This window comes from Paraburkholderia sp. BR10882 (assembly GCF_040948855.1).
In the GTDB taxonomy this organism is placed as follows: Bacteria; Pseudomonadota; Gammaproteobacteria; order Burkholderiales; family Burkholderiaceae; genus Paraburkholderia; species Paraburkholderia nodosa_A.
Genome location: NZ_JBFPKP010000010.1, coordinates 250,177 through 274,553 on the forward strand (window position 1 = coordinate 250,177; position 24,377 = coordinate 274,553).

Annotated in this window: 20 protein-coding genes; 13 read left to right on the plus strand and 7 right to left on the minus strand. The window is 63.9% G+C overall.

The window, feature by feature from the left end:
• Nucleotides 1–88: 88 nt before the first annotated feature.
• Nucleotides 89–1,336, minus strand: coding sequence for an MFS transporter (locus tag AB3X99_RS25195; protein ID WP_342946318.1), 1,248 nt, complete (start codon nt 1,334–1,336; stop codon nt 89–91).
• Between the two features lie 106 nt (nt 1,337–1,442).
• On the opposite strand from AB3X99_RS25195, the gene AB3X99_RS25200 reads away from it, so the two are divergent.
• Nucleotides 1,443–2,324: a LysR substrate-binding domain-containing protein gene (locus tag AB3X99_RS25200; protein ID WP_069267470.1), complete on the plus strand. Its 882-nt coding sequence runs from the start codon at nt 1,443–1,445 to the stop codon at nt 2,322–2,324.
• A gap of 481 nt (nt 2,325–2,805) precedes the next feature.
• Entirely contained in the window at nt 2,806–3,204 is a 399-nt protein-coding gene (locus AB3X99_RS25205) for a BON domain-containing protein (protein WP_069267471.1), read from the plus strand.
• 156 nt (nt 3,205–3,360) lie between these two features.
• On the opposite strand, the gene AB3X99_RS25210 is transcribed toward AB3X99_RS25205, so the two are convergent.
• The gene (locus tag AB3X99_RS25210) at nt 3,361–4,314 is read right to left on the minus strand and encodes a LysR family transcriptional regulator (RefSeq protein WP_069267472.1); all 954 of its coding nucleotides are present in this window, start codon (nt 4,312–4,314) and stop codon (nt 3,361–3,363) included.
• Between the two features lie 345 nt (nt 4,315–4,659).
• Between AB3X99_RS25210 and AB3X99_RS25215 the strand changes: the two genes are divergently transcribed.
• Complete coding sequence (locus tag AB3X99_RS25215; protein WP_342946317.1) at nt 4,660–6,186, plus strand: CoA-acylating methylmalonate-semialdehyde dehydrogenase; 1,527 nt, start codon at nt 4,660–4,662, stop codon at nt 6,184–6,186.
• Between the two features lie 51 nt (nt 6,187–6,237).
• The gene (mmsB, locus tag AB3X99_RS25220; RefSeq protein WP_368618479.1) at nt 6,238–7,128 is read left to right on the plus strand and encodes a 3-hydroxyisobutyrate dehydrogenase; all 891 of its coding nucleotides are present in this window, start codon (nt 6,238–6,240) and stop codon (nt 7,126–7,128) included.
• A 62-nt stretch (nt 7,129–7,190) separates the two neighbouring features.
• Here the strand turns inward: mmsB and AB3X99_RS25225 are convergent, their stop codons facing one another.
• On the minus strand, nt 7,191–8,246 hold the full coding sequence (locus tag AB3X99_RS25225) for a phytoene/squalene synthase family protein (protein WP_368618480.1): 1,056 nt from the start codon (nt 8,244–8,246) through the stop codon (nt 7,191–7,193).
• A gap of 71 nt (nt 8,247–8,317) precedes the next feature.
• Here AB3X99_RS25225 and AB3X99_RS25230 point away from each other — a divergent pair, with 71 nt between their 5' ends.
• The 3 genes from AB3X99_RS25230 (at nt 8,318) to bamA (ending at nt 12,152) form a co-directional block, all read left to right on the plus strand.
• On the plus strand, nt 8,318–9,061 hold the full coding sequence (locus AB3X99_RS25230) for a hypothetical protein (RefSeq protein ID WP_368618481.1): 744 nt from the start codon (nt 8,318–8,320) through the stop codon (nt 9,059–9,061).
• A gap of 238 nt (nt 9,062–9,299) precedes the next feature.
• Nucleotides 9,300–9,698 (plus strand): hypothetical protein, encoded by a 399-nt coding sequence (locus tag AB3X99_RS25235; RefSeq protein WP_342946313.1) that lies wholly within the window; start codon nt 9,300–9,302, stop codon nt 9,696–9,698.
• Between the two features lie 138 nt (nt 9,699–9,836).
• Complete coding sequence (bamA, locus tag AB3X99_RS25240; RefSeq protein WP_083245500.1) at nt 9,837–12,152, plus strand: outer membrane protein assembly factor BamA; 2,316 nt, start codon at nt 9,837–9,839, stop codon at nt 12,150–12,152.
• Between the two features lie 595 nt (nt 12,153–12,747).
• On the opposite strand, the gene AB3X99_RS25245 is transcribed toward bamA, so the two are convergent.
• Entirely contained in the window at nt 12,748–13,698 is a 951-nt protein-coding gene (locus tag AB3X99_RS25245; protein WP_028205070.1) for a LysR substrate-binding domain-containing protein, read from the minus strand.
• A gap of 121 nt (nt 13,699–13,819) precedes the next feature.
• Between AB3X99_RS25245 and AB3X99_RS25250 the strand changes: the two genes are divergently transcribed.
• The 3 genes from AB3X99_RS25250 to AB3X99_RS25260 all read left to right on the plus strand — a co-directional run bounded on the left by AB3X99_RS25250 (nt 13,820) and on the right by AB3X99_RS25260 (nt 16,888).
• Nucleotides 13,820–15,001 carry a M20 aminoacylase family protein gene (locus tag AB3X99_RS25250; protein WP_368618482.1) on the plus strand — a complete coding sequence of 394 codons (1,182 nt, stop codon included), beginning with the start codon at nt 13,820–13,822 and terminating at the stop codon, nt 14,999–15,001.
• Nucleotides 15,002–15,064: 63 nt separating this feature from the next.
• Nucleotides 15,065–16,390, plus strand: coding sequence for an MFS transporter (locus AB3X99_RS25255; protein ID WP_069269307.1), 1,326 nt, complete (start codon nt 15,065–15,067; stop codon nt 16,388–16,390).
• A 123-nt stretch (nt 16,391–16,513) separates the two neighbouring features.
• The gene (locus AB3X99_RS25260) at nt 16,514–16,888 is read left to right on the plus strand and encodes a hypothetical protein (protein ID WP_368618483.1); all 375 of its coding nucleotides are present in this window, start codon (nt 16,514–16,516) and stop codon (nt 16,886–16,888) included.
• Between the two features lie 116 nt (nt 16,889–17,004).
• On the opposite strand, the gene AB3X99_RS25265 is transcribed toward AB3X99_RS25260, so the two are convergent.
• Entirely contained in the window at nt 17,005–17,292 is a 288-nt protein-coding gene (locus tag AB3X99_RS25265; protein ID WP_368618484.1) for a hypothetical protein, read from the minus strand.
• 115 nt (nt 17,293–17,407) lie between these two features.
• Here AB3X99_RS25265 and AB3X99_RS25270 point away from each other — a divergent pair, with 115 nt between their 5' ends.
• Genes AB3X99_RS25270 through AB3X99_RS25280 form a run of 3 tightly spaced genes read left to right on the plus strand, consistent with a single transcriptional unit; the run spans nt 17,408 to nt 23,545 of the window.
• Complete coding sequence (locus AB3X99_RS25270; protein ID WP_368618485.1) at nt 17,408–18,922, plus strand: efflux RND transporter periplasmic adaptor subunit; 1,515 nt, start codon at nt 17,408–17,410, stop codon at nt 18,920–18,922.
• Between the two features lie 3 nt (nt 18,923–18,925).
• Nucleotides 18,926–22,090, plus strand: coding sequence for an efflux RND transporter permease subunit (locus tag AB3X99_RS25275; protein ID WP_368618486.1), 3,165 nt, complete (start codon nt 18,926–18,928; stop codon nt 22,088–22,090).
• A gap of 3 nt (nt 22,091–22,093) precedes the next feature.
• The gene (locus AB3X99_RS25280; protein ID WP_368618487.1) at nt 22,094–23,545 is read left to right on the plus strand and encodes an efflux transporter outer membrane subunit; all 1,452 of its coding nucleotides are present in this window, start codon (nt 22,094–22,096) and stop codon (nt 23,543–23,545) included.
• Nucleotides 23,546–23,612: 67 nt separating this feature from the next.
• On the opposite strand, the gene AB3X99_RS25285 is transcribed toward AB3X99_RS25280, so the two are convergent.
• Both AB3X99_RS25285 and AB3X99_RS25290 read right to left on the minus strand, forming a co-directional pair.
• On the minus strand, nt 23,613–23,837 hold the full coding sequence (locus AB3X99_RS25285) for a hypothetical protein (protein WP_368603601.1): 225 nt from the start codon (nt 23,835–23,837) through the stop codon (nt 23,613–23,615).
• Nucleotides 23,838–23,994: 157 nt separating this feature from the next.
• Nucleotides 23,995–24,360, minus strand: coding sequence for a hypothetical protein (locus tag AB3X99_RS25290; protein WP_028205078.1), 366 nt, complete (start codon nt 24,358–24,360; stop codon nt 23,995–23,997).
• Between the last annotated feature and the right edge of the window lie 17 nt (nt 24,361–24,377).

A 24,377-nucleotide genomic window follows, 5' to 3' on the forward strand; every position in this document is an offset into this window, starting at 1 on the left:
CAGTAGGAAGAAATCGTGCTATCGATGTGAGCAGAAGCGCAAAGCCGCACCGCGCGTCGGGGCGCGGTGCGGTGTGTGAAACCGCGCCTTAAGGTGTTTCGACCGCGTGGCGCGGTGCAGCGGCACGCCGCGACGGCATGAAGTACCACACGGCGCAGAGCACTTGCAGACCGACGAGTACGGCCCACACGGTCTGATGCGCGACCGCGGGGTAGTGGCCGTCGAGTGCGGGCCAGTGTGCGAGCGCGGCGCCGATCGCGATCTGCAGCAGGAAGATGCCGATGAAGATGACGAGCGTGAACGTGGTGTTCACGCGGCCGATCAGACGCGGCGGGAAATATTCGGCGAGCACGGCATACGTGAGGATGCCGGTGCCCCCGAACGCGCCGTAAGCCGCCCAAAGCAGCGACGCGGGAAGCGGCACGCGCGCCGCGAGCAAGGCTTGCACGAGCACGAACACAAGCATCGTGACGCCGGAAAAGAGCTGGACGCTCACGCCGCGCCGCTCGAAGCTGCGCGCGAGCGCGCCAAAGCCGATGTTACCGACAATGAAAGCGCCGCCCAGCACGGAAACGAGCGAGGCCGCGCGCGCGCCGACATCGGCGGTGCCGGCCGGCACGACGTCGCGCAGAAACGCGCCGACCCACAACGACTGCATGGCGTAAAACACGGCCTGGGTGAGGCCCGAGAACGTTGCGGTCTTCCAGAATGCATGGCTGCACAGGATATGCGCGGTGCCCTTGAACTGCTCGAGCACGCTCGCCTGGTGGTGGGTGTCGCGCGTACGCGGCCCGCCAATCCAGATGATGGCGGCCACGAGCACCGTGAGCACCGCGAGCCCGATGCTCACCGCGCGCCAGGGCGCGATCGAGAGCAGCCACGAGAGCGGGGCGCCCACGGCCACGCCGCCCAGGCCGCCCACGGCCATCACGAGGCCGTTCACGAGCGTGAGCTGCGCCACGGGAAAGTGCTGCGCGGTGGCTTTGAACGCGCCGCCGAGGCACACCGACACGCCCACGCCGATCAGCAGCCGGCCCACCATCATCGCGGCCATGTTGTGCGAGACGCCGAAGATCAACGCACCCGCCGCCGCCACGAGCATGACGCACGCGGTGACGCGGCGCGGGCCGTAATGGTCGAGCAGCACGCCGCCCGGAATTTGCGCGCCCGCGAAGCCAAGGAAATAAAGGCTCGTGAGCGTGCCGAGATCGGTCGCCGTGAAGCCCATTTCACGCGAGAGAAACGGCGCGAAGCCGAGATTGACGCCGCGAAACAGATACGAAATGAAGTAGCCGAGCGCGAATACGGCGAATACGCGCAGTCTGAGTGAGGTCATGTTGGGGGCGAAAGCGGATTGAATGCCTGGCTGTCGATTATTGGCGATTGCCGTTTGGGAGGCCAGCGAGAGATTTCAGACGGCATTGTGAGTAGAATTTGACGTCATGGCCCGACCTCTCCCTCCTTTGCAGGCGCTGCGCGCCCTTGAAGCCGCTGCGCGGCGCCGCAGTTTCAGCCGTGCCGCGGAAGAATTACATTTGACGCACAGCGCCGTGAGCCATCACCTGCGCGCGCTCGAAACGGAACTGGGCGTCGAGCTGTTCCGCCGCGCGGGCAGCCGCATGATCCCCACGGCGGCGGGCGCGCAGCTGGCCGAGCGCGTGCGCCGCAGTCTGGACGACCTGCGCGATGCGCTCGACGCCACGCGCCCCGGCGTGAGCGGCGTCACGCGGCTGGAACTGAGCGTAATGTCCGATTTCGCATCTGTCTGGCTGATTCCGCGCCTGGGCGACTTCTACGATCGCCACCCCATGGTCGACCTCTCGCTGCGCATGCACGCCGACGTGACGCCGCCCGACCCCTATCCTTTCGACATCGGCATCTGGCATCGGCGGGTCGACGAGCCCGGCTTCCAGATCCGCAAGCTGCTGGACGACCAGGTCGTTGCGGTATGCAGTCCGGCCTTGCTCGCACGTCATCCCGACTTTCGCATGGAAGGTCTCGCGAGCATGCCGCTCCTGCGTTTTTCGCGCCGCTCGTGGCGCGACTTCTTCGAAGCCGCGGGCGTGGCCGGCGACGAACCAGAGCGCGGACCGGTGTTCGACGACGCGGGCCTGCTGCTGCAGGCAACGGTGGCCGGGCAAGGGGTGGCTACGGCGCGCCTGCAGCTCGCACGCGGTTTCATCGAGCGCGGTGAGCTGGTGCAGTTGGGGCAGGTCCGCATTCCGGCCTCACTCGACTATTACTTCACGTGGCGAGAAGGGCATCCGCGCGAAGCGGCGATCCAGCAGTTCTATCGATGGATAAAGGCGCAATTGGCCAATTGATACCGGCCTCTCGTATTGCGCAATGGGTATTCGGGTTAACCGCTGATCGTATTGTCAACGCTACTTGAGTGATGCGCGTTGCTGTTTGAATAAAGCGGCTCAATCCCGCTCTGGATTACGCGATTAGTCATTGTATTCATATCGCATGCACCAAAGCGGATCATGGCTGAAAGCATTGCGCCGGACGTTTAAAAACGGCAATGAAACGCCGGTGAATGGACTGTAAAGCGGGCTTTGAAGCGATTCAATTGCCGTCTAGCGCAATGGCTTCACTATTTGGACTATCAACTGTATTCGTCTGCGGAAAGCGCCAGGAAGTGTGGCGTGGAATCACAGGTTGGGCACGCTTCGTGTCAAGAATGAAATAGTTGCGGTATTGTTACTCCCCATCGCCGTTTGGCGCGTGAATGTTTTGTAGTCAATGGTGTAGTTAACGGCCCATTCCTGGGCCTGCAATAAGACTGACAACAGGAGAAACTGCATGAAGGCTATTCAGATGTTCAAGCTTGCCGCAGCCACGGCACTCGTGGCGGCCTCGTTCCAGGTCTACGCGCAGGACGCTTCGGCCCCGGCGGCCGCAGAAACCCCTGCCAGCGGTCCGACGGCCGCAGCCCAGCACAACGTCAATCAATCGAAGGCAGCATTGCGTCAGGCACGTGCAGCGAACCGCGCGCTCGGCCGCAAGGTCCGTGCGGCGCTGGCGCGTGAAAAGAACGTGAGCGTCTCCAACATCACCGTGCGTGCGAAAGACGGCGCCGTCACGCTGCAAGGCACCGTGCCCGATGCGTCGCAGATCCAGCGCGCTGGCGATGTCGCCAAGGGCGTCGAAGGCGTGACGTCGGTGCGCAACGCGCTGACCATCCGCCCGGTTGGGACCTGAGCATTGGCTAGCCGGCGCGCGCCCATCGCCCTTCGAGGTGCGGGCGACGACGCCGGAGCGGGTGTCTTCCTTCCTGAAGGCCGCACATGCAGTCCCGTTCGTGGACTGCATGTGCGGCTTTTTAATTGCTTATCGACACTGTAAAGCGCTTTGCGCTCACGGCTCGACGTAATGCATTTCCGGCGATTCGCCCATCAGCAGCGGGCGATTGGCGTCGGCGGCTGCGCGCAGATAGTCCCAGAGCGACGTGATGCGCCGCAGCTTGCGCAAGTCCTCGCGGCTGCACAGCCAGAAGCGCCGCGTCACCACGACTTCGTCGGGCAGGATCGACACGAGGCGTGGGTCCGGTTCGGCCATGAAGCAAGGCAGGATGGCGAGCGCGCTGCCCTGCAGCGCAGCATGGTATTGCGCGATCACGCTGGTGCTGCACAGGTTTGCGCTCACGTTCGGCGCTGTGCGTTCGAGATAGAGCAGTTCGTGGCTGAACGCCAGATCGGCGACATAGCTGATGAAGGCGTGATTGCGCAGATCGGCGGGTGTGCGTATGCGCGCGTGGCGCTCGAGATAGGCCGGCGTGCCGTACAGGCGCAACCGGTAGTCGCATAGCTTCGTGTAGACGTACTGTCCGCGCTCGGGGCGTTCCAGCATGATCGCGAGGTCGGCCTCGCGCTTCGAAAGGCTCACGAAATGCGGCACCGGCAAGAGGTCGATCGACATGTCGGGATGCTGGCCCGTGAAGCGCGCCAACTGCGGGGCAAGAAAGAAGCAGCCGAAACCCTCCGTCGAACCCACGCGCACATGGCCCGAGAGCGACTGCGCGCCGATCGCGAACTGCTCGCTGGCCGATTGCACCGTGGTTTCCACCGCATCCGCGTAGGCCAGCAGCCGCTGGCCTTCGGCCGTCAGCACGAAGCCGCCCGAACGCGATTTGTCGAACAGGACAGTGCCTAGCGCTGCCTCCAGCTCGCGCACCCGGCGTGCAACGGTAGTGTGGTCAACGCCCAGGCGCTTCGCGGCGCCGCTCGCACGCTGCGTGCGAGCGACTTCCAGGAAGTAGCGCAGATCGTCCCAGTTCAGTGTCTCCATGCTGCTCGTTGTGTTTTTTTGCATATCGGATGGGCTTTTTCATCTCTATGCCGTGGATATTCGAATAACTATACTCGTTGGACAAGGCGACTGAAACAGACACGGTCGCACGACAACAAGGATGGAGACAGACGATGCAAATGCAGTCGTTCCCCGCGCGGGCGCCGCAGGCATGCACACAGGCGCGTCCGTGCTCAGCAGGACTCTCCTTTACCTCGCCCAGTTCCATTCCCGGCACGCTCGATATGTCCGCATGCATTTGCACAGCGTGCTTGCGTGCGTGCTGCGATTGAAGATTTCGCCGACTCCGCATATTTCGCTATATCCGGCCACGGCCGGCCGGTTCGAATCCATCAGGGAGAGTTCAAGATGAACGCAGTGACCCAGGCATCCAACGCGCAAGTTTCCACCGTCAAGCTGCTCATCGACGGCGAGTTCGTCGAATCGAAAACGAAGGAATGGCGCGACATCGTCAATCCGGCCACGCAGGAAGTGCTCGCGCGCGTGCCGTTCGCGACCGTCGAGGAAGTGGATCGGGCCGTGAAGGCCGCGCACGCCGCGTTCGCCACGTGGAAGAACACGCCGCTCGGCGCGCGCCTGCGCATCATGCTCAAACTGCAGGCCTTGATTCGCGAGCATATGCCGCGCATCGCGCAGACGCTCACCGCCGAGCAGGGCAAGACGCTGCCCGACGCCGAGGGCGACATCTTCCGCGGCCTCGAAGTGGTCGAGCACGCCTGCTCGATCGGCACGCTGCAGCAAGGCGGCTTCGCAGAGAACGTCGCAGGCGGCGTGGACACCTATACGCTGCAGCAGCCGCTAGGCGTGTGTGCCGGCATCACGCCGTTCAACTTCCCTGCGATGATTCCGCTGTGGATGTTCCCGATGGCGATCGTCTGCGGCAATACGTTCGTGCTCAAGCCTTCGGAGCAGGACCCGCTCTCGACCATGCAGCTCGTCGAACTCGCCATCGAAGCGGGTATTCCGAAGGGCGTGCTCAACGTCGTGCACGGCGGCAAGGAAGTCGTCGACGCGATCTGCACGCACGAACTCGTGAAGGCGATTTCGTTCGTCGGCTCGACGGCCGTGGGTACGCACGTTTATCGTCTGGGCAGCGAGCACGGCAAGCGCGTGCAGTCGATGATGGGCGCGAAGAATCACGCTGTCGTGCTGCCCGATGCGAATCGCGAGCAGGCGCTCAATGCGCTGGTCGGCGCGGCGTTCGGCGCGGCCGGTCAGCGCTGCATGGCGACTTCGGTGGCCGTGTTCGTGGGCGCCGCGCAGCAATGGGTGGACGAGCTGGTGGAAAAGGCGAAGACCCTCAAGGTCAATGCGGGCCATGAGGCGAAGACCGACGTCGGACCGGTCGTTTCGCGCACCGCAAAAACGCGCATTCTCGGCCTGATCGACTCGGGCGTGAAGCAAGGCGCAACGCTCGCACTGGATGGCCGCGACGTGAAGGTGCCCGGCTACGAGAACGGCAACTTCGTCGGCCCCACGGTGTTCACGAACGTGAAGACCGACATGGACATCTACACGAACGAGATCTTCGGGCCGGTGCTCGTGGTGCTCACGGCGAGGACACTCGATGAAGCGATCGCCATCGTCAATGCGAATCCGTTCGGCAACGGCGTGGGCCTTTTCACGCAGAGTGGCGCGGCGGCGCGCAAATTCCAGAGCGAGATCGACATTGGCCAGGTCGGCATCAACATTCCGATTCCGGTGCCGGTGCCGTATTTCAGCTTCACGGGTTCGCGCGGCTCGAAGCTCGGCGACCTGGGCCCGTACGGCAAGCAGGTCGTGCAGTTCTACACGCAGACCAAGACGGTCACCGCGCGCTGGTTCGACGACGCGACCGTGAGCGACGGCGTGAACACGACGATCAGCCTGCGCTGAAGCGCTGCCCGCGATAAACATGGAGTACTGAACAATAAGGGAGAAAGGCTCATGAAAATCGGATTTGTCGGGCTGGGCCACATGGGCGCGCCGATGGCGCTCAACCTGCTCAAGGCGGGACATACGGTGACGGTGTTCGACTTGAGCGCGAGCGCGATGCAAACGCTCGCCGAGGCCGGTGCGCAGAAGGCCGCATCGGCGAAGGCGGCGGCAAGCGGCGCGGAGTGGGTCATCACGATGCTGCCCGCTGCGGCGCACGTGCGAAGCGTGCTCACTGCGGAAGACGGCGTGCTGGCGGGCGTTGGGAAGGGCGTGACGATCATCGATTCGAGCACGATCGATCCCGCGAGCGTCAAGGAGTTCGCGAAGCTGGCGCAGGCGCAGGGGAACGCGTTCGTCGATGCGCCGGTGTCGGGCGGCACGGGCGGCGCGGCGGCGGGCACGCTCACCTTCATGGTGGGCGGCAGCGCCGCGCACTACGAGAGCGTGAAGCCGGTGCTCCTGGGCATGGGCAAGAACATCGTCCATTGCGGCGAGACGGGCACGGGGCAGGTGGCGAAGATCTGCAACAACCTCGTGCTGGGCGTCACGATGGCCGGGGTGGCCGAAGCGATGGCGCTAGGCGAGGCGCTCGGCATCGATCCGAAAGTGCTGGGCGGCATCATGAACACGTCCACAGGCCGCTGCTGGAGTTCGGATACGTACAACCCGTATCCGGGCGTGATCGAGACGGCGCCTTCTTCGCGCGGCTACACAGGCGGTTTCGGCACGGACCTCATGCTCAAGGACTTGGGTCTCGCCACCGACGCTGCCAAAGGCGTGCATCAGCCCGCGTACATGGGGGCGCTTGCGCAGCAACTCTATCAGGCGATGAGCAGCCACGGCGACGGCAAGCTCGACTTCTCTGCGATCATCAAGCTGTATCGCGCGGAGAAAAGTTGAGGCGCGTTGTTTCGAGTCGCGAAAGGCGCGCTGCGAAGCGCGCTTTTTTTTGACCGTACTTTTCAGGCCTTGATGCGCGCCTCGACACGCGCGAAGAGCCGCTTGAACCAGACACGGAGCAGCGCGTTCGAAGGCGCGAGCGCGGTGGAGCAGGCAAGAATGCGATAGACATCGTTGCGCGTGACCTTCGAGGTCTTCGCGGGATCGAGCCAGTCGTCGTTGTCGACGAGGCGTTCGAGCGTTTCGAGGCCGATGAGAATGGGCCACAGGCAGGCGAGCCGCAGACGCACCGAAAAGCGCGGCAGCGCGAACGTATAGTCGATGGCCGCGCGGAAATGATCGAGCGAGATACGCACGAGTTCGAGCATGATCGGCCGTGCGCGCGCCGAGGCGCCGGGCTGCATCAGGTCCTGCGCGGTGAGCCCCGCCTGGGCCAGCATCGAAGCGGGCAGATAGCAGCGGCCAATGCGCAGATCCTTGCCGCAGTCCCGCAGCACGTTCACCATCTGCAACGCCTTGCCGAAGCGGATGCCGCGCGTGTACATGGTTTGTTCCAGCGAGGGCGCGAGCGTGCCGGGCAAGTGCATGTAGGTCATCTTCGTCCAGAACTCGCCTACGCAGCCCGCCACGAGATAGGTGTAGCGGTCGAGTTCGTCCCACGTGTTGAGCGCGGCCACCTGGCCCGAGCGCTCGTCGGGGAACGTGCGTAGATCGAATTCCATGCCTTCGGTGAGCGTCGTGACGATCCCGCGCACGGCCTGGCGGTCGGCTTGGTCGAGTTGCGCGAGCACGTCGAGCGCGCTGCCCAGCGATTCGAGCAGCAGCTTCTCGTCCGATTGCGTTTGCTGGCCCGCGACCTCTCCCGCGAGATCGGCGAGCAGGGTGTCATGGTTCGTCGCGCCGTTCACGCGCTCGCGCAGCGCGAGCAGCAGGGCGAGCCGCCGCTCGGGCGGGATCAGCGCGGTGTCGGCAATGGTGTCGGCGGCGCGCGCGAGCAGATAGGCTTCGCCCACGGGGTCGCGCATGCCGGCGGGCAGCACGCGCATCGTGAGGTAGAACGAACGGGAAACGCCTTTGAGCAACGGGCCCAACAGGAAGGCCCGGGTAGTATTCTGCATGTCGGATAGGGGCAGCGGGGGACGGATCGAACGCAGCCGCATTGTATCGTGGACGAAGGAGACTAGGCCCGTTGAGACCCGAACGCGCGTTTTACGACCTCCAGGTGCGTTTCGCGCGCACGGCGGCGCGCCTCGCGGACATCCCGCTCGCGGCGGCGTTGCTCGACTGCACGAATCTTTATGTGCGCTTCGGCGCGGGACGCACCTTCGATCGCACGCACCCGCTGTGGGCCGGCTATCTCGATGGTCTCGATGAGCACGCAAGTGTTGCTGAGCAGTGCGAGTGGACGTGGCGTTACCTGCAGCGCTGCCCAACGCATCAGGCGGCGCCTGCGGTCGACCAGACGGCTGGCTGTTTCTCTTACGCGCAGGAACCGCATGGCGGGGTGCGCCTGCATTTCAATACTCGAACCGACAACGGCATGTCGCCGCTCGATTCCCGGCAACTTGCCGAGCGGCAAGGCGAGTTGCGGACCTTGATCGACCAGTTGTGCGGGCAACTGCGCGAAAGCGGTCGCGGGTCGAGCGACGTGCTCGTCCACGGCACTTCCTGGCTGTACAACGTGCCCGCTTACCGGCGGATCTTTCCCGCGGCCTATATCGCAAGCGCGCAGCCCGTCGCCCGCCTGCGTGCGCTTTCGCTTTGGGGCCAATTTCTCGACCGTAACGGCTGCGTGCGCAACGGCGCAGCCACGATGCTGCTCGCGCGTATCGAACGCGCAGGTGCCTTCGCCGATCTCTTGTCTTGCTTTCCCTTACAGGCACTCGCGGTACAGGCGAGCGTCGAGGTGTTTGCCGATAGAAAGCGAACGTAACCGGTACGGTTACCAAAAATTCTTCAAGGTGACCGTGACAGTGTGCGAGAGAGAGGAGATCGAAAGCCGCTGCATGTACGCAGGGTATTGGCGTAGCGCGGAAATGGATGCGTGCGAAACGACCGTACAGGGCCGCAGCGCAATATTGATGAAAGTAATCCCTGTAATGCAGGGGTAACGCGCACACCGCGCCCAGCGCACTAGACTCCGCCGATGCTTTCGTAACGGAGCGACGCACATGTCCTCGTCCCCGGCTCTTGCCATTCATTCCCTGCGCGATTTCGAGCTGACTGCGGACGGCCAGTACCTGATGGTGAACGGCAATCAGCCGGATAGCGTCGCGCTGCATTGCTCGGTGATGCATGAACTGCTCGCCGCACTTTCCAACGCGATTGGCCGCTCCGAGCGCATTCGCCACAAGACCGCTAGCGTGAAATTCACCATGCCTTGCGAGGCCTGGGAGGTCGGGCGTGAGTCGGGCGACGTGCAGCATCTCGTTGTGAGTTTTCGTCTGCCTGGCGGCGCCGAACTGTCGTTCCGTCTGCAGCCTGCGCAGGCCGTGCACATGACCGAGGTGCTCTCGCTCGCAACAGGGCTCGCGAAGATGCGCCTGCCTGGCCGCGCGAGCATGCAATAGGCGTGGCGCGCCGGCCTCGCCTGGCGCACTCGTTGTACACCCCGCATCCGTGGATGCCGGCCGCGCGCGTCTCGCGCCGGTCATGGCGCATTCGGCACTCTCACGGCTCCTTCGTTGGCTTCACATTCGACCTCCCGCATGACGGCATCAACTACCACGGCGCGCTATGCACGCGCACTGACTCTCGCCGGCTTCGGCATCGGCGTGACCGCTGCGGCGCACGCCACCGAGCCCTTCGTGGTCCAGGACATCCGCATCGACGGGCTGACGCGCATCGAGCCGGGCACCGTGTTCGCCTATCTGCCGATCAAGCAGGGCGAGCCCTTCACCGACGACAAGGCCTCCGACGCCATTCGCGCGCTCTACGCGACGAGCCTCTTCAGCGACGTGCGCATTTCCACGCAGGGCGGCACCGTGATCGTGCAGGTGCAGGAGCGGGCCGCCATCGGCACGATCGATTTCGCGGGGATCAAGGAATTCGATAAGGATAACTTGACGAAGGCGCTCAAGTCGGTCGGGCTCGCGCCGGGCCAGAGCTACGACAAGGCGCTCGTCGACAAGGCGGAGCAGGAGCTCAAGCGCCAGTACCTCACGCGCGGCTACTATGCGGCCGAAGTCACGACGACGGTCACGCCGATCGACCGCAATCGCGTCGGGTTGCTGTTCTCCGTGGTCGAAGGGCCGAGCGCGAAGATTCGCCAGATCAATTTCATCGGCAACAACACGTTCAGCGGCGGCACGCTGCTCGATGAAATGCAGCTTTCCACGCCGAACTGGTTCTCGTGGTACACGAAGAACGACCTGTACTCGAAGGAAAAGCTCACGGGTGACCTCGACAACGTGCGCTCGTACTATCTCGATCGTGGATATCTGGAGTTCAATATCGATTCGACGCAGGTTTCGCTGTCACCCGACAGGAAGGACATGTACCTGACGATCGGGATTCACGAGGGTGAGCCCTATACGATCTCGAGCGTGAAGATGGCCGGCAATCTGCTTGACCGCGAGGCCGAGTTGAAGAAGCTCGTGGGCGTCAAGCCGGGGCAGCGCTTTTCGGCGCAAAAGCTCAAGGACACGACCAAGGCGATCGTCGACAAGCTCGGCGAATACGGCTACGCATTCGCGACCGTGAACGCGCTGCCGGAAATCGACCAGAAGGACCACACGGTTGCGCTCACGCTGCAGGTCGATCCGAGCCGACGCGTGTACGTGCGGCGCGTGAACGTCACCGGCAACACACGCACGCGCGACGAAGTCGTGCGCCGCGAAATGCGCCAGCTCGAAAGCTCGTGGTTCGATTCGAACCGCCTCGCGCTCTCGAAGGATCGCGTCAACCGCCTTGGCTACTTCACCGACGTGGACGTGACCACGGTGCCGGTGGAAGGCACGCCGGACGAGGTGGACGTGAACGTGAAAGTGACCGAGAAGCCCACCGGCACGCTTTCGCTGGGCCTCGGCTATGGTTCGGGCGAAGGGCCGATCATCTCGGCGGGCATTTCGCAGGACAATGTGTTCGGCTCGGGCAACAGCCTCTCGCTAAACGTGAATACGGCCACGACATACCGTACGCTCTCGGTCACGCAGGTCGATCCGTATTTCACGGTGGACGGCATCAAACGCATTACTGACGTCTACTACCGCACGACCGAGCCGCTTTACTACTCGAGCACGAACGACACGAGCTTTCGCATCATTTCCTATGGAGCGGACATGAAGTTCGGCATTCCGTTCTCCGAGACCGACATGGTGTATTTCGGCCTCGGCGTCGAGCAGGACCGCCTCGATGTCGATGCCAACACGCCGCAGACCTATAAGGACTACGTGAACGATTTTGGCCGCGTCTCGAACACGGTGCCGCTTACCGTGGGCTGGTCGCGCGACAACCGCGACAGCGCGCTGGTGCCGAGCCGCGGCTACTACGCGCAGGCCAACGCCGAATACGGCACGCCGGCGGGCACGCAGTACTACAAGGGCGATGCGCAAATGCAGTATTACTACTCATTTGCGCGCGGCTTCGTGCTGGGGTTGAACTTCCAGGGTGGCTACGGCAATGGTTTGGGTGGCAAGCCGTATCCGATCTTCAAGAACTACTACGCGGGCGGTATCGGTTCGGTGCGCGGCTATGAGTCGGGTTCGCTCGGGCCGCGCGACACTACGACGAACGATCCTATCGGCGGATCGAAGATGGTGGTGGGGAATATCGAGTTGACGTTTCCGCTGCCGGGCACGGGGTATGACCGCACGCTGCGTGTATTCACTTTCGTGGATGGCGGTAATGTGTGGGGTACCGAAGGCAGCAGCACCGGGGCGAACGGCTTGCGTTACAGCTATGGCGCGGGGCTTGAATGGATCTCGCCGATCGGGCCGCTCAAGCTTGATCTGGGGTTCCCGATCGTCAGGCACGCCGGTGATCAGTATCAGAAGTTTCAGTTTCAGATTGGGACTTCGTTCTGAGTTTTTTGCGGCTTTGGCCTTTCCTTGTTTTCGTGGCGGTATGCAGGCGTTGCCCCTGTGCGGGGCGGCACCTACTTTCTTTGCGGCGGCAAAGAAAGTAGGCAAAGAAAGCCGCTCAAACCGCTAATGCCTGCCACAGTTCACATCTCGACGTACATGGTGAATGGCTCCGGAGCGTCTGTCACCTCGCACCACCCAACTTAGTGACAAGGCAGTCATTCATCCCGCTGCTCGCTACGCGCGCTGCGGTCGCGTCTGCATGGGAAACCAGATGGCACGCGTGAGCATTCGCGAGAATGCACGCGTACCAATGGTTTTAGGTTATGCCCTTCGGCGCGCGTAGCGCCGCCGGAAGGAAGAGCGCCTTGTCACTAACTTTGAAGGTGCGAGATGGCGGACGCTCCGGAGCCATTCACCGTGTACGTCGAGATGTGAACCGTGGCAGGCGCAGGCGGTTTGAGCGGCTTTCTTTGCCTACTTTCTTTGCCGCCGCAAAGAAAGTAGGTGCCGCCCCGCACAGGGGCAACGCCTGCATACCGACGCGAAAACAAGGAAAGGCCAAAGAACCCAGAACAAAGACAAAAAAAGCGGCCAATCAAATCAGCAACTCAAGCGAGTGATAAAGCCGCCTACGCTCAGGATTAGCAGAAGCCTCACCAGCATGAATCGCCTCCTTGAGGCACTCCAGAAAGCACTCAGCCGCAGCAGAAAGCGGCACACCACGCCGGGCAACCACGCTCACCACCGTGCGATCCACTTCCTCCTGAAGCGCGAGCGCACGCAAATTGTCGCGCGCAAACCGCGTTTCCACCAACGGCCACGGAAAAATACTCACCATATCCGTGTTCATGATAAGCCCCATCGCCACCACGAACGAGTGCGCCAAATGCACGTTGTTCGGCATCGGGAGACCGTGACGCAGGAAAACATCGTCGGCGATCATCTCCTTGCTGGCCGGGTCCCAGTTGAGCAACCATTCGCAATCCTGAAGTTCTTTCAGCGATTGCGCATGCGAGAGCGGATGGTCCTTGCGTACCACCACGGCCGACTCCGTGGCGAAGATCGGCGTCTGCGTGAATTCCGCATGCAGCGAAGCGGGCCCGGGCTTGCCTAGCGAAAAGTCGAGCGACCCGTCGCGCAGCCGCGGCATCACGATATTGAGCAGGCCCTCGTAGAACTCAAGCTGCATGCCGGGCATGCGCTCGCGAAACAGCGTGACGGCGTCGGGCAAAAAGGACAGGGCGAGCCACGGCGTCACCCCGATCGCGAGCTTGCCGCCGCCGCGCCCGCGCCGCGCATCGAGTTCGTCCTGGGCGCGCGACATCTGGTGCACGACCAGCCGCGCATGAACGAGCAGCGCCTGTCCCGCCTCCGTGAAGGCGATGCCGTTCGCATTGCGCGTGACGAGCGCGATTTGCTGCTCGGCTTCGAGCTCGCGTACCGCTTTCGTTGCCGCCGCCGGCGAGATGCCAAGCGCACGCGCGGCCGCACGAATGCTGCCGGTATCGGCCATGGCGACGAGCGCGCGGAACTGATGAAACTTCATAGGGATAACCCGAGTGCGCACTTCTGGTTGGCGGGCCAACTATTTTAGGGCTGTCGGCCAAAAGGAGACGTCATTATTCTCAAGCGAATTCACACTCACGCTCGCCCTGGAGGGAATTCGTATGAACACGATGGCTATCCCGGCCGCAATCGCCGCGATCGAAGAGGAGATGATCGCGCTGCGCCACGAGATCCACGCGCATCCCGAACTGGGCTTCGAAGAATTCGTCACGAGCGACCTCGTCGCGCAGCGCCTCACCGAGTGGGGCTACGAGGTGCACCGCGGGCTGGGCGGCACCGGTGTCGTGGGCACGCTCAAGGTGGGCGAAGGCGCTCAGCGCCTCGGTCTGCGCGCCGACATGGACGCGCTCCCCATCCACGAAAACACCGGCCTCGATTACGCGAGCCGCATTCCCGGCAAGATGCACGCGTGCGGCCACGACGGTCACACGGCCATGCTGCTCGCAGCGGCGAAAAATCTCGCGCAGTCGCGCAACTTCAGCGGCACGCTGCACCTCATTTTCCAGCCCGCCGAAGAAGGCCTGGGCGGCGCGAAGCGTATGCTCGACGAAGGCCTTTTCGAGCGCTTTCCCTGCGACGCCGTGTTCGCCATGCACAACATGCCGGGCTTTCCCACGGGCAAGCTCGGCTTTCGCGCGGGGCCGTTCATGGCTTCATCGGACACGGTCATCATCGACATCGACGGGCGTGGCGGTCATGGCGCGGTGCCGCATAAGGCGATCGACCCGGTGGTGGTGTGCGCCAACGTTGTGCTCGGGCTGCAGACCATCGTGTCGCGCAACGTGCCGCCGCTCGACATGGCGATCGTCACCGTGGGCGCGATCCATTCGGGCGACGCGCCCAACGTGATTCCGCAAACCGCGCAGATGCGCCTCTCGGTGCGCGCGCTGCGCCCCGAAGTGCGTGACTTGCTGCAGGAGCGCATCACGGCGCTCGTGCATGCGCAGGCAAGCGCCTACGGCGCGACAGCGCGCATCGACTATCAGCGCCGCTACCCGGTGCTCGTGAACGACGCGGCGATGACGGCGTTCGCGCAGGATGTGGCGCGCGACTGGCTCGGCGAAGACGGCCTCATCCACGACATGGCGCCGCTCACCGGCAGCGAGGACTTCTCGTTCCTGCTCGAGCGCTGCGCGGGCAGCTATCTCATCATCGGCAACGGCAACGGCGACGGGGAGGGCGGCTGCATGGTGCACAACCCCGGCTACGACTTCAACGACGATTGCCTCGCCACCGGCGCGGCATACTGGGTGCAGCTCGCCGAACGCTTCCTGCGCGGCTGAAGCTCAAAGCCGGCGGGTAAACGCACCACGATACGAGACACGAGACACACGAGGAGACACCCGATGAATGCCACGTCGATTCAGGCGCCGGCCGCTGCCGCCCCGGCTTCCACGCGCCGCTCGCGCGCGAAGGCCATCTTCGCGATCACGCTCGGCAACGGGCTCGAGTTCTTCGACTTCACGGTCTACAGCTTCTTTGCGTCGATCATCGGCTCGCTGTACTTCCCGGTGCACGGCTCGCTGAACCAGTTGATGCTCGCCGTGGGCAGCTTTGGCGTGGGTTTCGTCGTGCGTCCGATCGGCGGCATCGTGATCGGTGCGTTTGCGGACCGCGTCGGCCGCAAGGCCGCCATGACGCTCACGCTCTGGCTCATGGCGCTCGGCTCGGCGCTCATCGCGTTCGCGCCCACTTATGCGCAGATCGGGCTCGCGGCGCCCGCACTGATCCTGCTCGCGCGTCTCGTGCAAGGCTTCGCGGTGGGCGGCGAAGTGGGCGCCTCGACATCGCTCCTGCTCGAATACGCCGACGACCGTTCGCGCGGTTTTTACGGCAGCTGGCAATTCGTGAGCCAGGGCCTGAACACGGTGTGCGGCGCGCTCATCGGCGTGGCGCTGTCCACCATGCTCTCGCAGGCCGCGCTCGAAAGCTGGGGCTGGCGCGTGCCGTTCGTGATCGGCATGCTCGTCGTGCCGGTGGGCGTATATATCCGCCGCCATCTCGACGAAACGCTCGCGAACCCCGTCGAAGTCGAAGACGCCGAACCCGTGGCCGACGTGGCGCGGCCGCTGCGCGAGATTTTCGGGCGTCATCGCACGGCGCTCGTGGCGGGTGTCGTCACGACCATCGGCGGCACGGCGGCGAACTACATCGTGCTGTTTTACATGTCGACCTATGCGATCAAGATTCTCGGCCTGCCGATGTCGGTCGGCATGAGCGCGGCCCTCGTCGCGGCGCTCGTCACGGCAGTCTGCTCGCCGTTCGCCGGCTCGCTCTCCGATCGCCTGGGCCGCAAGTGGGTGATGGGTGTTTCGCGCGTGCTGCTGATCGCGGTGATCTATCCGGCTTTCATGGTCATTCACGCCATGCCGACCATCCCAACCGTGCTCGCGGTCGTGGCCGTGCTGGGCGCGATCGTCGCGTTCACGGCGGTCCCCAATATCGTGATGCTGCCCGAACTCTTTCCTCAGTCGATTCGCGTGACGGGCATGTCGGTGGTGTATTGCGTGGGCGTTTCGATCTTCGGCGGCTTCGCGCAGTTCTTCGCGACCTGGCTCATCAAGCTGCTCGACAATCCGCTCGCGCCCGCCTGGTATCTGATCGGCTGCGGCGCGGTCTCGCTGCTCGCGCTGCCGCTCATTCGCGAGCCGGCGGGTCGTCCGCTCGATTAACGCTTCTCTCTTCTGCCGCTACGCACTTTTAGCGGCCGCGCAGTGTTTGTTTACCCGACTTTTACGCGGCGCTGCCTAGAATCGGTTCGTGTTCAACTCGAGCGCGCCGCCCCGAACGACGGCGTGCGCACAACACGTATGCCGTCTATCGTCTCGCAGGGTCCGAATTCCCGCGGTTCCCGCTCCGCCGCCGCGCCGCGGCCCGTTCTCTCGCTGCACAATCCGGGCAAGCCCCTTCACCCGGCAACCCATCGCACGACAGTGCAGCTGGTCGTGCGCGTTTCCACGCGCGAAGCGCAACTCGCTCGCTGCACGCTGCATGGTCTGGTTGGCAGCGCGCTCGGCGTGCATACAATCGATATCGATCGCCGCAGCGATCTCGCTTGTCTGCACGTCGAACTCGATCGCCGCCGTGTCGCCGAGGCCATGGCGCTGTTGATGCGCACGCTTTCGTGTGCGGAGTTCGGCTCGGTGCGCCGGCTCGATCGCGCCGCCTGATTCGCAGCGCGTGTCGCAACCGCTGCTGCGACGGCTGCGACATGCCTTGATGTTCTCCCGCCCGCCCTCCACGCGACGCACGTTCCGTGCGTCCGCAATCTCCGCTTTCCGCGCTCTCACTTTGTTCCTACGCAAGCGTTGCGCATTTTCACGCGAACGTTAGCGAACGATTCCGTCATTTCGGATTTCGAAATGAATCCGGACACTATTGCTCCGCGAGTGCCGGTCTTTTCATCGAGTGCGACTTTTTGGCCGTCCTGATCCTGCGCTCTCCCGAAAAACAGTAGTATTCGCTCGAGCACCAAAGTCAGTTTGGCGATTTGGTTCGATTCGATCGCCCGCGCGCGCCTGATTTGGGGTTCGTCGGTCCAGCGCAGATCGTCGATAACAACGGAGAACAGCATGACTCACGGATTTCGGGTAGCCAGCTTGTGCCTGTCGCTGGGATTGCTGGTAAGCGTCGTTGCATGTCATGACAATAAACCTGCTGCTGAAACACGACCTGCCGCAAACGTCGACGTGATCAATGTTGCGCTGCGCGACGTGCCGGTGGTCTTCGAATACGTAGGGCAGACAGAAAGCTCGCAACAGGTCGAAATTCGCGCGCGAGTGAACGGCTTCCTCGAAAAGCGCGTGTATACGGAAGGCTCGCTGGTCCACGCGGGCGACGTGATGTTCGTCATGGACCGCAAACCCTTCGAGGCCGCGCTCGATGCCGCGCAGGCCGAGCTTGCACAGCAGAAGGCGCGGCTCGTCACCGCGCAGGCCAACCTCAATCGCGTGCGTCCGCTCGCCGCGAAGAACGCGTTGAGCCAGAAGGATCTCGACGACTCGGTCGGCCAGGAGCAGGCGGCCGCCGCCGCGGTCGAAGGCGCGCGGGCGAATGTCATCAGCGCGACGCTCAATCTCGGCTATACGAAGATCGTTGCGCCAGTCACCGGTCTTTCGAGCTTTGCAAAGAAGCAGGACGGTTCGTATATCGATGCGAGCAACAGCCTGCTCACCTATGTGGCGAAGCTCGATCCCATGTGGATCAACTTCTCGCTCTCCGAGAACGAGATGCTCGATCTGCGCACGCAAACGCAGAACGGCACGCTCAAGCTGCCGCCCGTCGGCAAGCTCGAAGCGGTAATCGTGCTCGCCGACGGCAGCATCTATCCCGAACGCGGCCACATCGCGTTTACCGATGCCTCGCTCAGCTCGGAAACTGGCACCTACCTGATTCGCGCCGCCATGCCAAACCCCACGGGGTCGCTGCGGCCCGGTCAGTTCGTGCGTATCAAGCTGCTGGGCGCGCTGCGGACTTCCGCGGTGGCGGTGCCGCAGGCGGCGGTGCAGCAGGGGCCGCGCGGCGCGTATGTGTGGACCGTCGACAAGGACGGCAAGGCGCAGCAGCGCGTGGTCGAAACGGGTGAGTGGAACGGCAACGACTGGGTGATCAAGTCGGGTTTGCATCCGGGCGATCATGTCGTCATCGACAATACGCTGCGGCTCATGCCCGGTGCGCCGGTCAAGTCGAACCTCGTGGCGACGCCGCCCGCAACCGTCAATATTGGCGGGCCCGACGCCGGTGCAGGCGGCGGGGCGCAGGCGGGCGCGGCCGGAGCTTCGGGCCCGGCGGCTGCGAACGCGAATACCAACGCTCAAGCCAACGCTGGCACGAGCGCCGCTCAACCGGCCGCCGCATCCGGCGCTGCCGACGTGCTGGGCGAACACACCGCGCTTTACTTCGCGTCGGGCAGTTCGAGCCTCGACGCCCAGTCCGCCGACGCACTCGCAGCCGTGGCGCGCCGTCTCGTCGCGGAGCCGGGCATGCGCGTGGTGATTTCCGGCTACACCGATTCGAGCGGCTCGCAAGCCGCGAATGAGCGTCTCGCCGCCGCCCGCGCAGGGACGGTGCGTGCCGCGCTGGTCGTGGCCGGCGTGAAAACCGAGCGCATCGAGATGGGCAAACCGGCGCGGATCGTCGCCAACGATCCGCCCGACAAATCCCGCCGCGTGGACGTCACGTTCTCGCCCGCTGCGGGAGGCTGAACGATGAAGTTCTCCCACTTCTTTATTGACCGGCCAATTTTCGCGTCGGTCCTCTCGATCGTGCTCGTCGTCGCCGGTCTGGTGTCGATGTTCAACCTGCCGATCGCGCAGTTTCCCGACATCGCGCCGCCTACCATCACGGTGAGCGCCACGTATCCGGGCGCGAGCGCCGACATCGTCGCGCAGAACGTGGCCGCGCCGATCGAACAGCAGGTGAACGGCGCGGACAACATGATGTACATGAACTCGTCGAGCTCGTCGACGGGCAACATGACGCTCACGGTGTACTTCAATATCGGCACCGATCCGTCGCTCGCCCAGGTGGACGTGCAAAACCGCGTGAACCTCGCGCTGCCTTTCCTGCCCGACTCGGTGACCGCGCAAGGCGTGTCGGTGCAGAAGCGCTCGTCGGCGTTCATGATGGTGATCGCGATCTATTCGCCCGATAACGCCTACGATGCGTCTTATGTGGCGAACTACGCGAACGTCTACGTGCTCGACGCGCTCAAGCGTATTCCGGGCGCGAACCAGGCGTCGATCTTCGGTTCTGCTGACTATGCGATGCGCGTGTGGCTCAAGCCCGACCGCATGGCCAAGCTCGGCATTACGGTAGCCGACGTGCAGAACGCGATTGCGCAGCAGAACCAGCAGTTCTCTGCGGGGCGCCTTGGCCAGGCGCCGACCAGCAAGCCCGTGAACCAGACGTTCCCGGTGACGACGAAGGGCCGCCTCACGGAGCCCGCCGATTTCGACAACATCATCCTGCGCGCGGCATCGGGCGATGCGGCGATCGTGCGCCTCAAGGACATCGGCCACGCGGATCTGGGCGCCAAGGACTATTCGCTGCGCGGCCGCTACAACGGCAAGACGGCCACACTGCTCGCCGTGTATCAGCAGCCGGGCGCGAATGCGCTGCAGGTGGCCAAGCAGGTGCGTCAGACACTCGAACTGCTGAACAAGAGCTTTCCGCCTGGCCTCAAGTATGAAGTCGCGCTCGATACGACCGAGTTCGTGCATGAATCCATCAACGAGGTGGTCCATACGCTGCGCGATGCGGTGATTCTCGTGATCATCGTGGTGTACATCTTCCTGCAAAGTTTCCGGGCGACGCTCGTGCCGCTGCTCGCGGTGCCCGTGTCGATCATCGGCGCATTCATCGGCATGGAGGCGTTCGGCTTCTCGATCAACATGCTCACGTTGTTCGGCATGGTGCTGGCCATTGGTATCGTGGTGGACGACGCGATCGTGGTGATCGAAAACGTCGAGCGCAACATGACCGAATTCAAGCTGCCTCCAAAGGAAGCGGCCAAGCGCGCGATGGACGAAGTGAGCGGCCCGGTGGTGGCGATCGTGCTGGTGCTGCTCGCGGTGTTCATACCGGTGGCGTTCCTCTCGGGCATCACGGGGCAGCTCTACAAGCAGTTCGCGGTGACGATCGCGGTCTCGGTGGTGCTTTCGGGTATCGTCGCGCTCACGCTATCGCCCGCGCTCGCGGCCATCCTGCTCAAGCCGGGCGAGCACAAGAAGAACCGCTTTTTCCGCTGGTTCAACGAGAAGTTCGAGCGCCTGACCGAGGGCTATGGCAGCTGGGTGCAGACGGCGATACGCCGCGTGATCCTCTCCATCGGCCTGATCGTCGTGATGCTGATCGCGACCGTCGGCCTGTTCAAACATATTCCATCGTCGTTCCTGCCCGTGGAGGATCAGGGCTATCTGTTCGGCGCGGTCGTGATGCCCGACGCGGCGAGTCTGGACCGCACCGGCGACCTTTCGAAGAAAGCGGAGGACTGGTTCGCGAAACAGCCTGCCGTGAGTTCGGTGGCGGCGCCGATCGGCTACAGCCTGATCGACTCGCAGTACAAGTCGAACGCGGGCACGCTGTTCGTGACGCTCAAGGGCTTCAAGGATCGAGGCGAAAACGGCTCTGCGCAGGACTTGATCCGCGATGCCACCAAGGCGTTCTCCACCTTCAAGGACGGCGTAGTCGTACCGCTCAATCCACCGTCGATTCCGGGCCTCGGAACGACGGGCGGCTTCGAGTTCTGGCTGCAGAGCACCGGCGACGGCAGCTATCAGCAGCTCGAGGAAAAGGTGCGCCAGGTGATTGCGAAGGCACGCCAGAATCCGGCGCTGCGCGGCGTGAATTCGACCATCAACACGAATTCGCGCCAATTGCTCGTGGAAGTGGATCGGGAGCGGGCGGAAACGCTCGGCGTTCCGGTTCAGGACATCTATTCTGCACTCCAGACGATGTTCGGTTCCTTGTACGTGAGCCAGTTCCCGAAGGGCAGTCGTCTGTTCCAGGTGATCATCCAGGCCGAGCCGCAATACCGCTTGAGCCCGGACGATATCCAGCAGCTCTATGTGCGCAACCGCAACAACGACATGGTGCCGATCAAGGCCGTGACGACATCGCGTTTCGTGCCCGGGCCTGACATCGTCAACCGCTTCAACAACTTTCCGGCGGCGAAGATCACCGGCGACGCGGCGCCGGGCCACAGCTCGGGCGAGGCGATCGCGGCGATGGAGCAGATTGCCAACGAAGTGCTGGGCGAAGGCTACAGCTTTGAATGGAGCGGCCAGGCGTACGAAGAGAAGAAGGCCGGCTCGACGGCCGCGCTAGTGTTCGGCTTCGCACTGCTGATGGTGTTCCTCATTCTCGCGGCGCAGTACGAGAAGTGGTCGCTGCCGGTTGGCGTGCTGCTGGCCGTGCCGTTCGCGATCTTCGGGGCATTAGTGGGCATCTTGCTGCGCGGCATGGAGAACGACGTGTACTTCCAGATCGGCTTGACGGTGCTGATCGCGCTCGCGGCGAAGAACGCCATCCTGATCTTCGAGTTCGCCGTTGAAATGCGCGAGAAAGAGAACATGTCGCCGTACGCCGCCGCGTTGCACGCCGCCAAGCTGCGTCTGCGGCCGATCATCATGACTTCGCTCGCGTTCATCCTCGGCTGCGTGCCGCTCGCCATCGCCAGCGGCGCATCGGCCGCGAGCCGGCGCTCGCTCGGTACCGGCGTGATCGCGGGCATGCTCGGCGCCACGGTGATCGCGCTCTTCTTCATTCCGATGTTCTTCTGGGGACTCGAAACGCTCTCGTCGCGCAAGAAAGCGAACGCCACGCCGCATCCCGGCACGCCGCCCGTAGCGCCGCCTTCGCAGGAGGGCTGAGCGATGAAGACCCGTTCGAATTTGACGAATCGCGCGCTGCGTCCGCTTGGGCTCGCCATCGCGACGGCTTGCCTTGGCGCCTGCGCGGTCGGGCCCGACTATCATCGTCCGGCGGTCGAGACGCCGTCGACGTTTCGCTACGCCTCGCCGCAGGCGGAAGCCGTCGATACGACGCTCGACTGGTGGACGCAGTTCAACGACCCGGTGCTCAACGACCTCGTCGCCAGGGCGCTTACGCAGAATAAGGATCTGCGGATTGCTGCGGCACGCGTCGAGGAGTTCTACGGACGCTACGTCGTGACGCGCGCGGGCCTGTTCCCGCAGGTATCGGCGAACTTCGGTGCGTCGCGTAGCCGTGGCGTGCCGGCGCCCGGCTTCCCGCCTGTGGTCGGCAACCAGGTGGAGCTGAACGGCACGGTATCCTGGGAACTCGATTTATTCGGCCACTTGCGCAGGCTCACCGAAGCCGCGCGCGCCGATTATCTGAGTACGCAGTCTGCGAAGCAGGCCACGCGCATCGCCATCATCGCGAACGTGGCCACGTCGTATCTGCAACTGCGCGACTTCGACAATCAGCTCGTCATCGCGCAGGACACGCTCGAAAGCCGCAAGGGCGCGCTCGATCTCTTCAACGAGCGCTATGCGGGCGGTGTCGTTTCGCGGTTGCAGGTGAGCCAGGCGCAGTCGGAGTACCAATCGGCGCAGACCTCCGTGTACTCGATCCAGCAGCAGATCGCAACGCAGGAAGACGCCATCTCGCTGCTGCTGGGGCAGAATCCGGGGCCGATTGCGCGCGGCAAGTCGATCACCGAGCTCACGGCGCCCGCCATTCCCGCCGGCCTGCCGTCGACGCTGCTGGAGCGCCGGCCCGATATTCTGCAGGCCGAACAAACGCTCATTTCGGCGAATGCATCGATCGGCGCAGCGCGTGCGTTGTATTTCCCGCAGATTTCGCTCACGGGACTGTTCGGCGCCGCGAGCACGGCGCTTTCGGGGCTCTGGACTGGCCCCGCGCGCGTTTGGTCATTCGCGGGCGCGGTCACGCAGCCGATTTTCGAGGGCGGTGCGATCGCGGGTGGCGTGCATCAGGCCGAAGCCGTGCAGCAGGAAGCGCTTTTCACTTACGAGCAGACGATCCAGCAGGCGTTCGCCGATGTCGAAAATGCGCTCGTGGGCGTCGCGCGCACACGCGATCAACTGGATTCGACGACGCGCCAGGTGGCCGCGCTCACGGAATACACGTCAGTCGCGCGCGATCTGTATGAAGGCGGCTATACGAGCTATCTGGAGGTGCTCGACGCCGAGCGCAGTCTCTTCAACGCGCAGTTGCAGCAGTCGTCGCTGCAGGACCAGGAACTCGCGCAGATCGTGAGCCTGTACAAGGCGCTCGGCTATGGCTGGACGCCGGCAGCGCCGCCGCCGGCGGCAGACAGCGCGAAGCCGTCGCAGTCCTGAGCCGCGACGGCTGCGCTTCGAGGCGGGGTGGCGAAGCGCGAACCTGGCGCGGGCGCGCCGGTTCGTTTCATGGAGATTCAGACATCAGCCAGCGCAGCGATTGCGGAGCGGGCTTGGTGGCTTTGGCGGTTTGCGGGGCTTTGGACGCCGGCTTCGCGACTTTTTGCAGCTGGATGGGTCGGGCGGCGTTGACGGCGGTTGCGTGGCCGCTGGTTTGCGCGAGCGCAGCGGGGCTCGCCGACGCCAACGCGAAGAGCGCGGCGGCGAATATCGGGGCGAGGGGGCGAGTCATTTGGGTTCTCCCGCGTGGGCGAGCGGCCGGCGAAGGGGAAAGGGCCGACGCTGCAAGCGGGAGTATGTTCTGAGGATAACCACCACGCGTCCATCATTTGATGGAGAAACGCGTGGCCTGTGTGGGGAACCCCGCTTATGGAGTTCCGGTTTGATCCCTAGTCGGCGGGGCGACGGTCGGCGAGCGCTCGTTCGCAGTCCTTGAGCACTTGCAGGACGAGCTTGGCCTGGTAGTTCAGGTCGTCGGTGTCGAGAATTTCCTCGACGGCGTCGCGCGCCCAGACCGCGTCCACGAACCACGCGTGCTGCTGCGCGATATCCTGCGCCATGGCGGCGAGGCGCGCGATCGCGAGCCAGTCGGCCTCGCGCGCGTGACGGTCGAGCCACTTGTGCGCCGCCTGGACGTGAAAGGCCGCATTGGGCCAGGATTCGTTGAGATAGTAGGCCCCGAGGCTCCCGCAGGTGAGCCAGCAGAGCAGCTCCACGCGATCGCGCGGACTCAGATGGTGGCGTACATCACTCATGGCGACGCTCGCGAAAG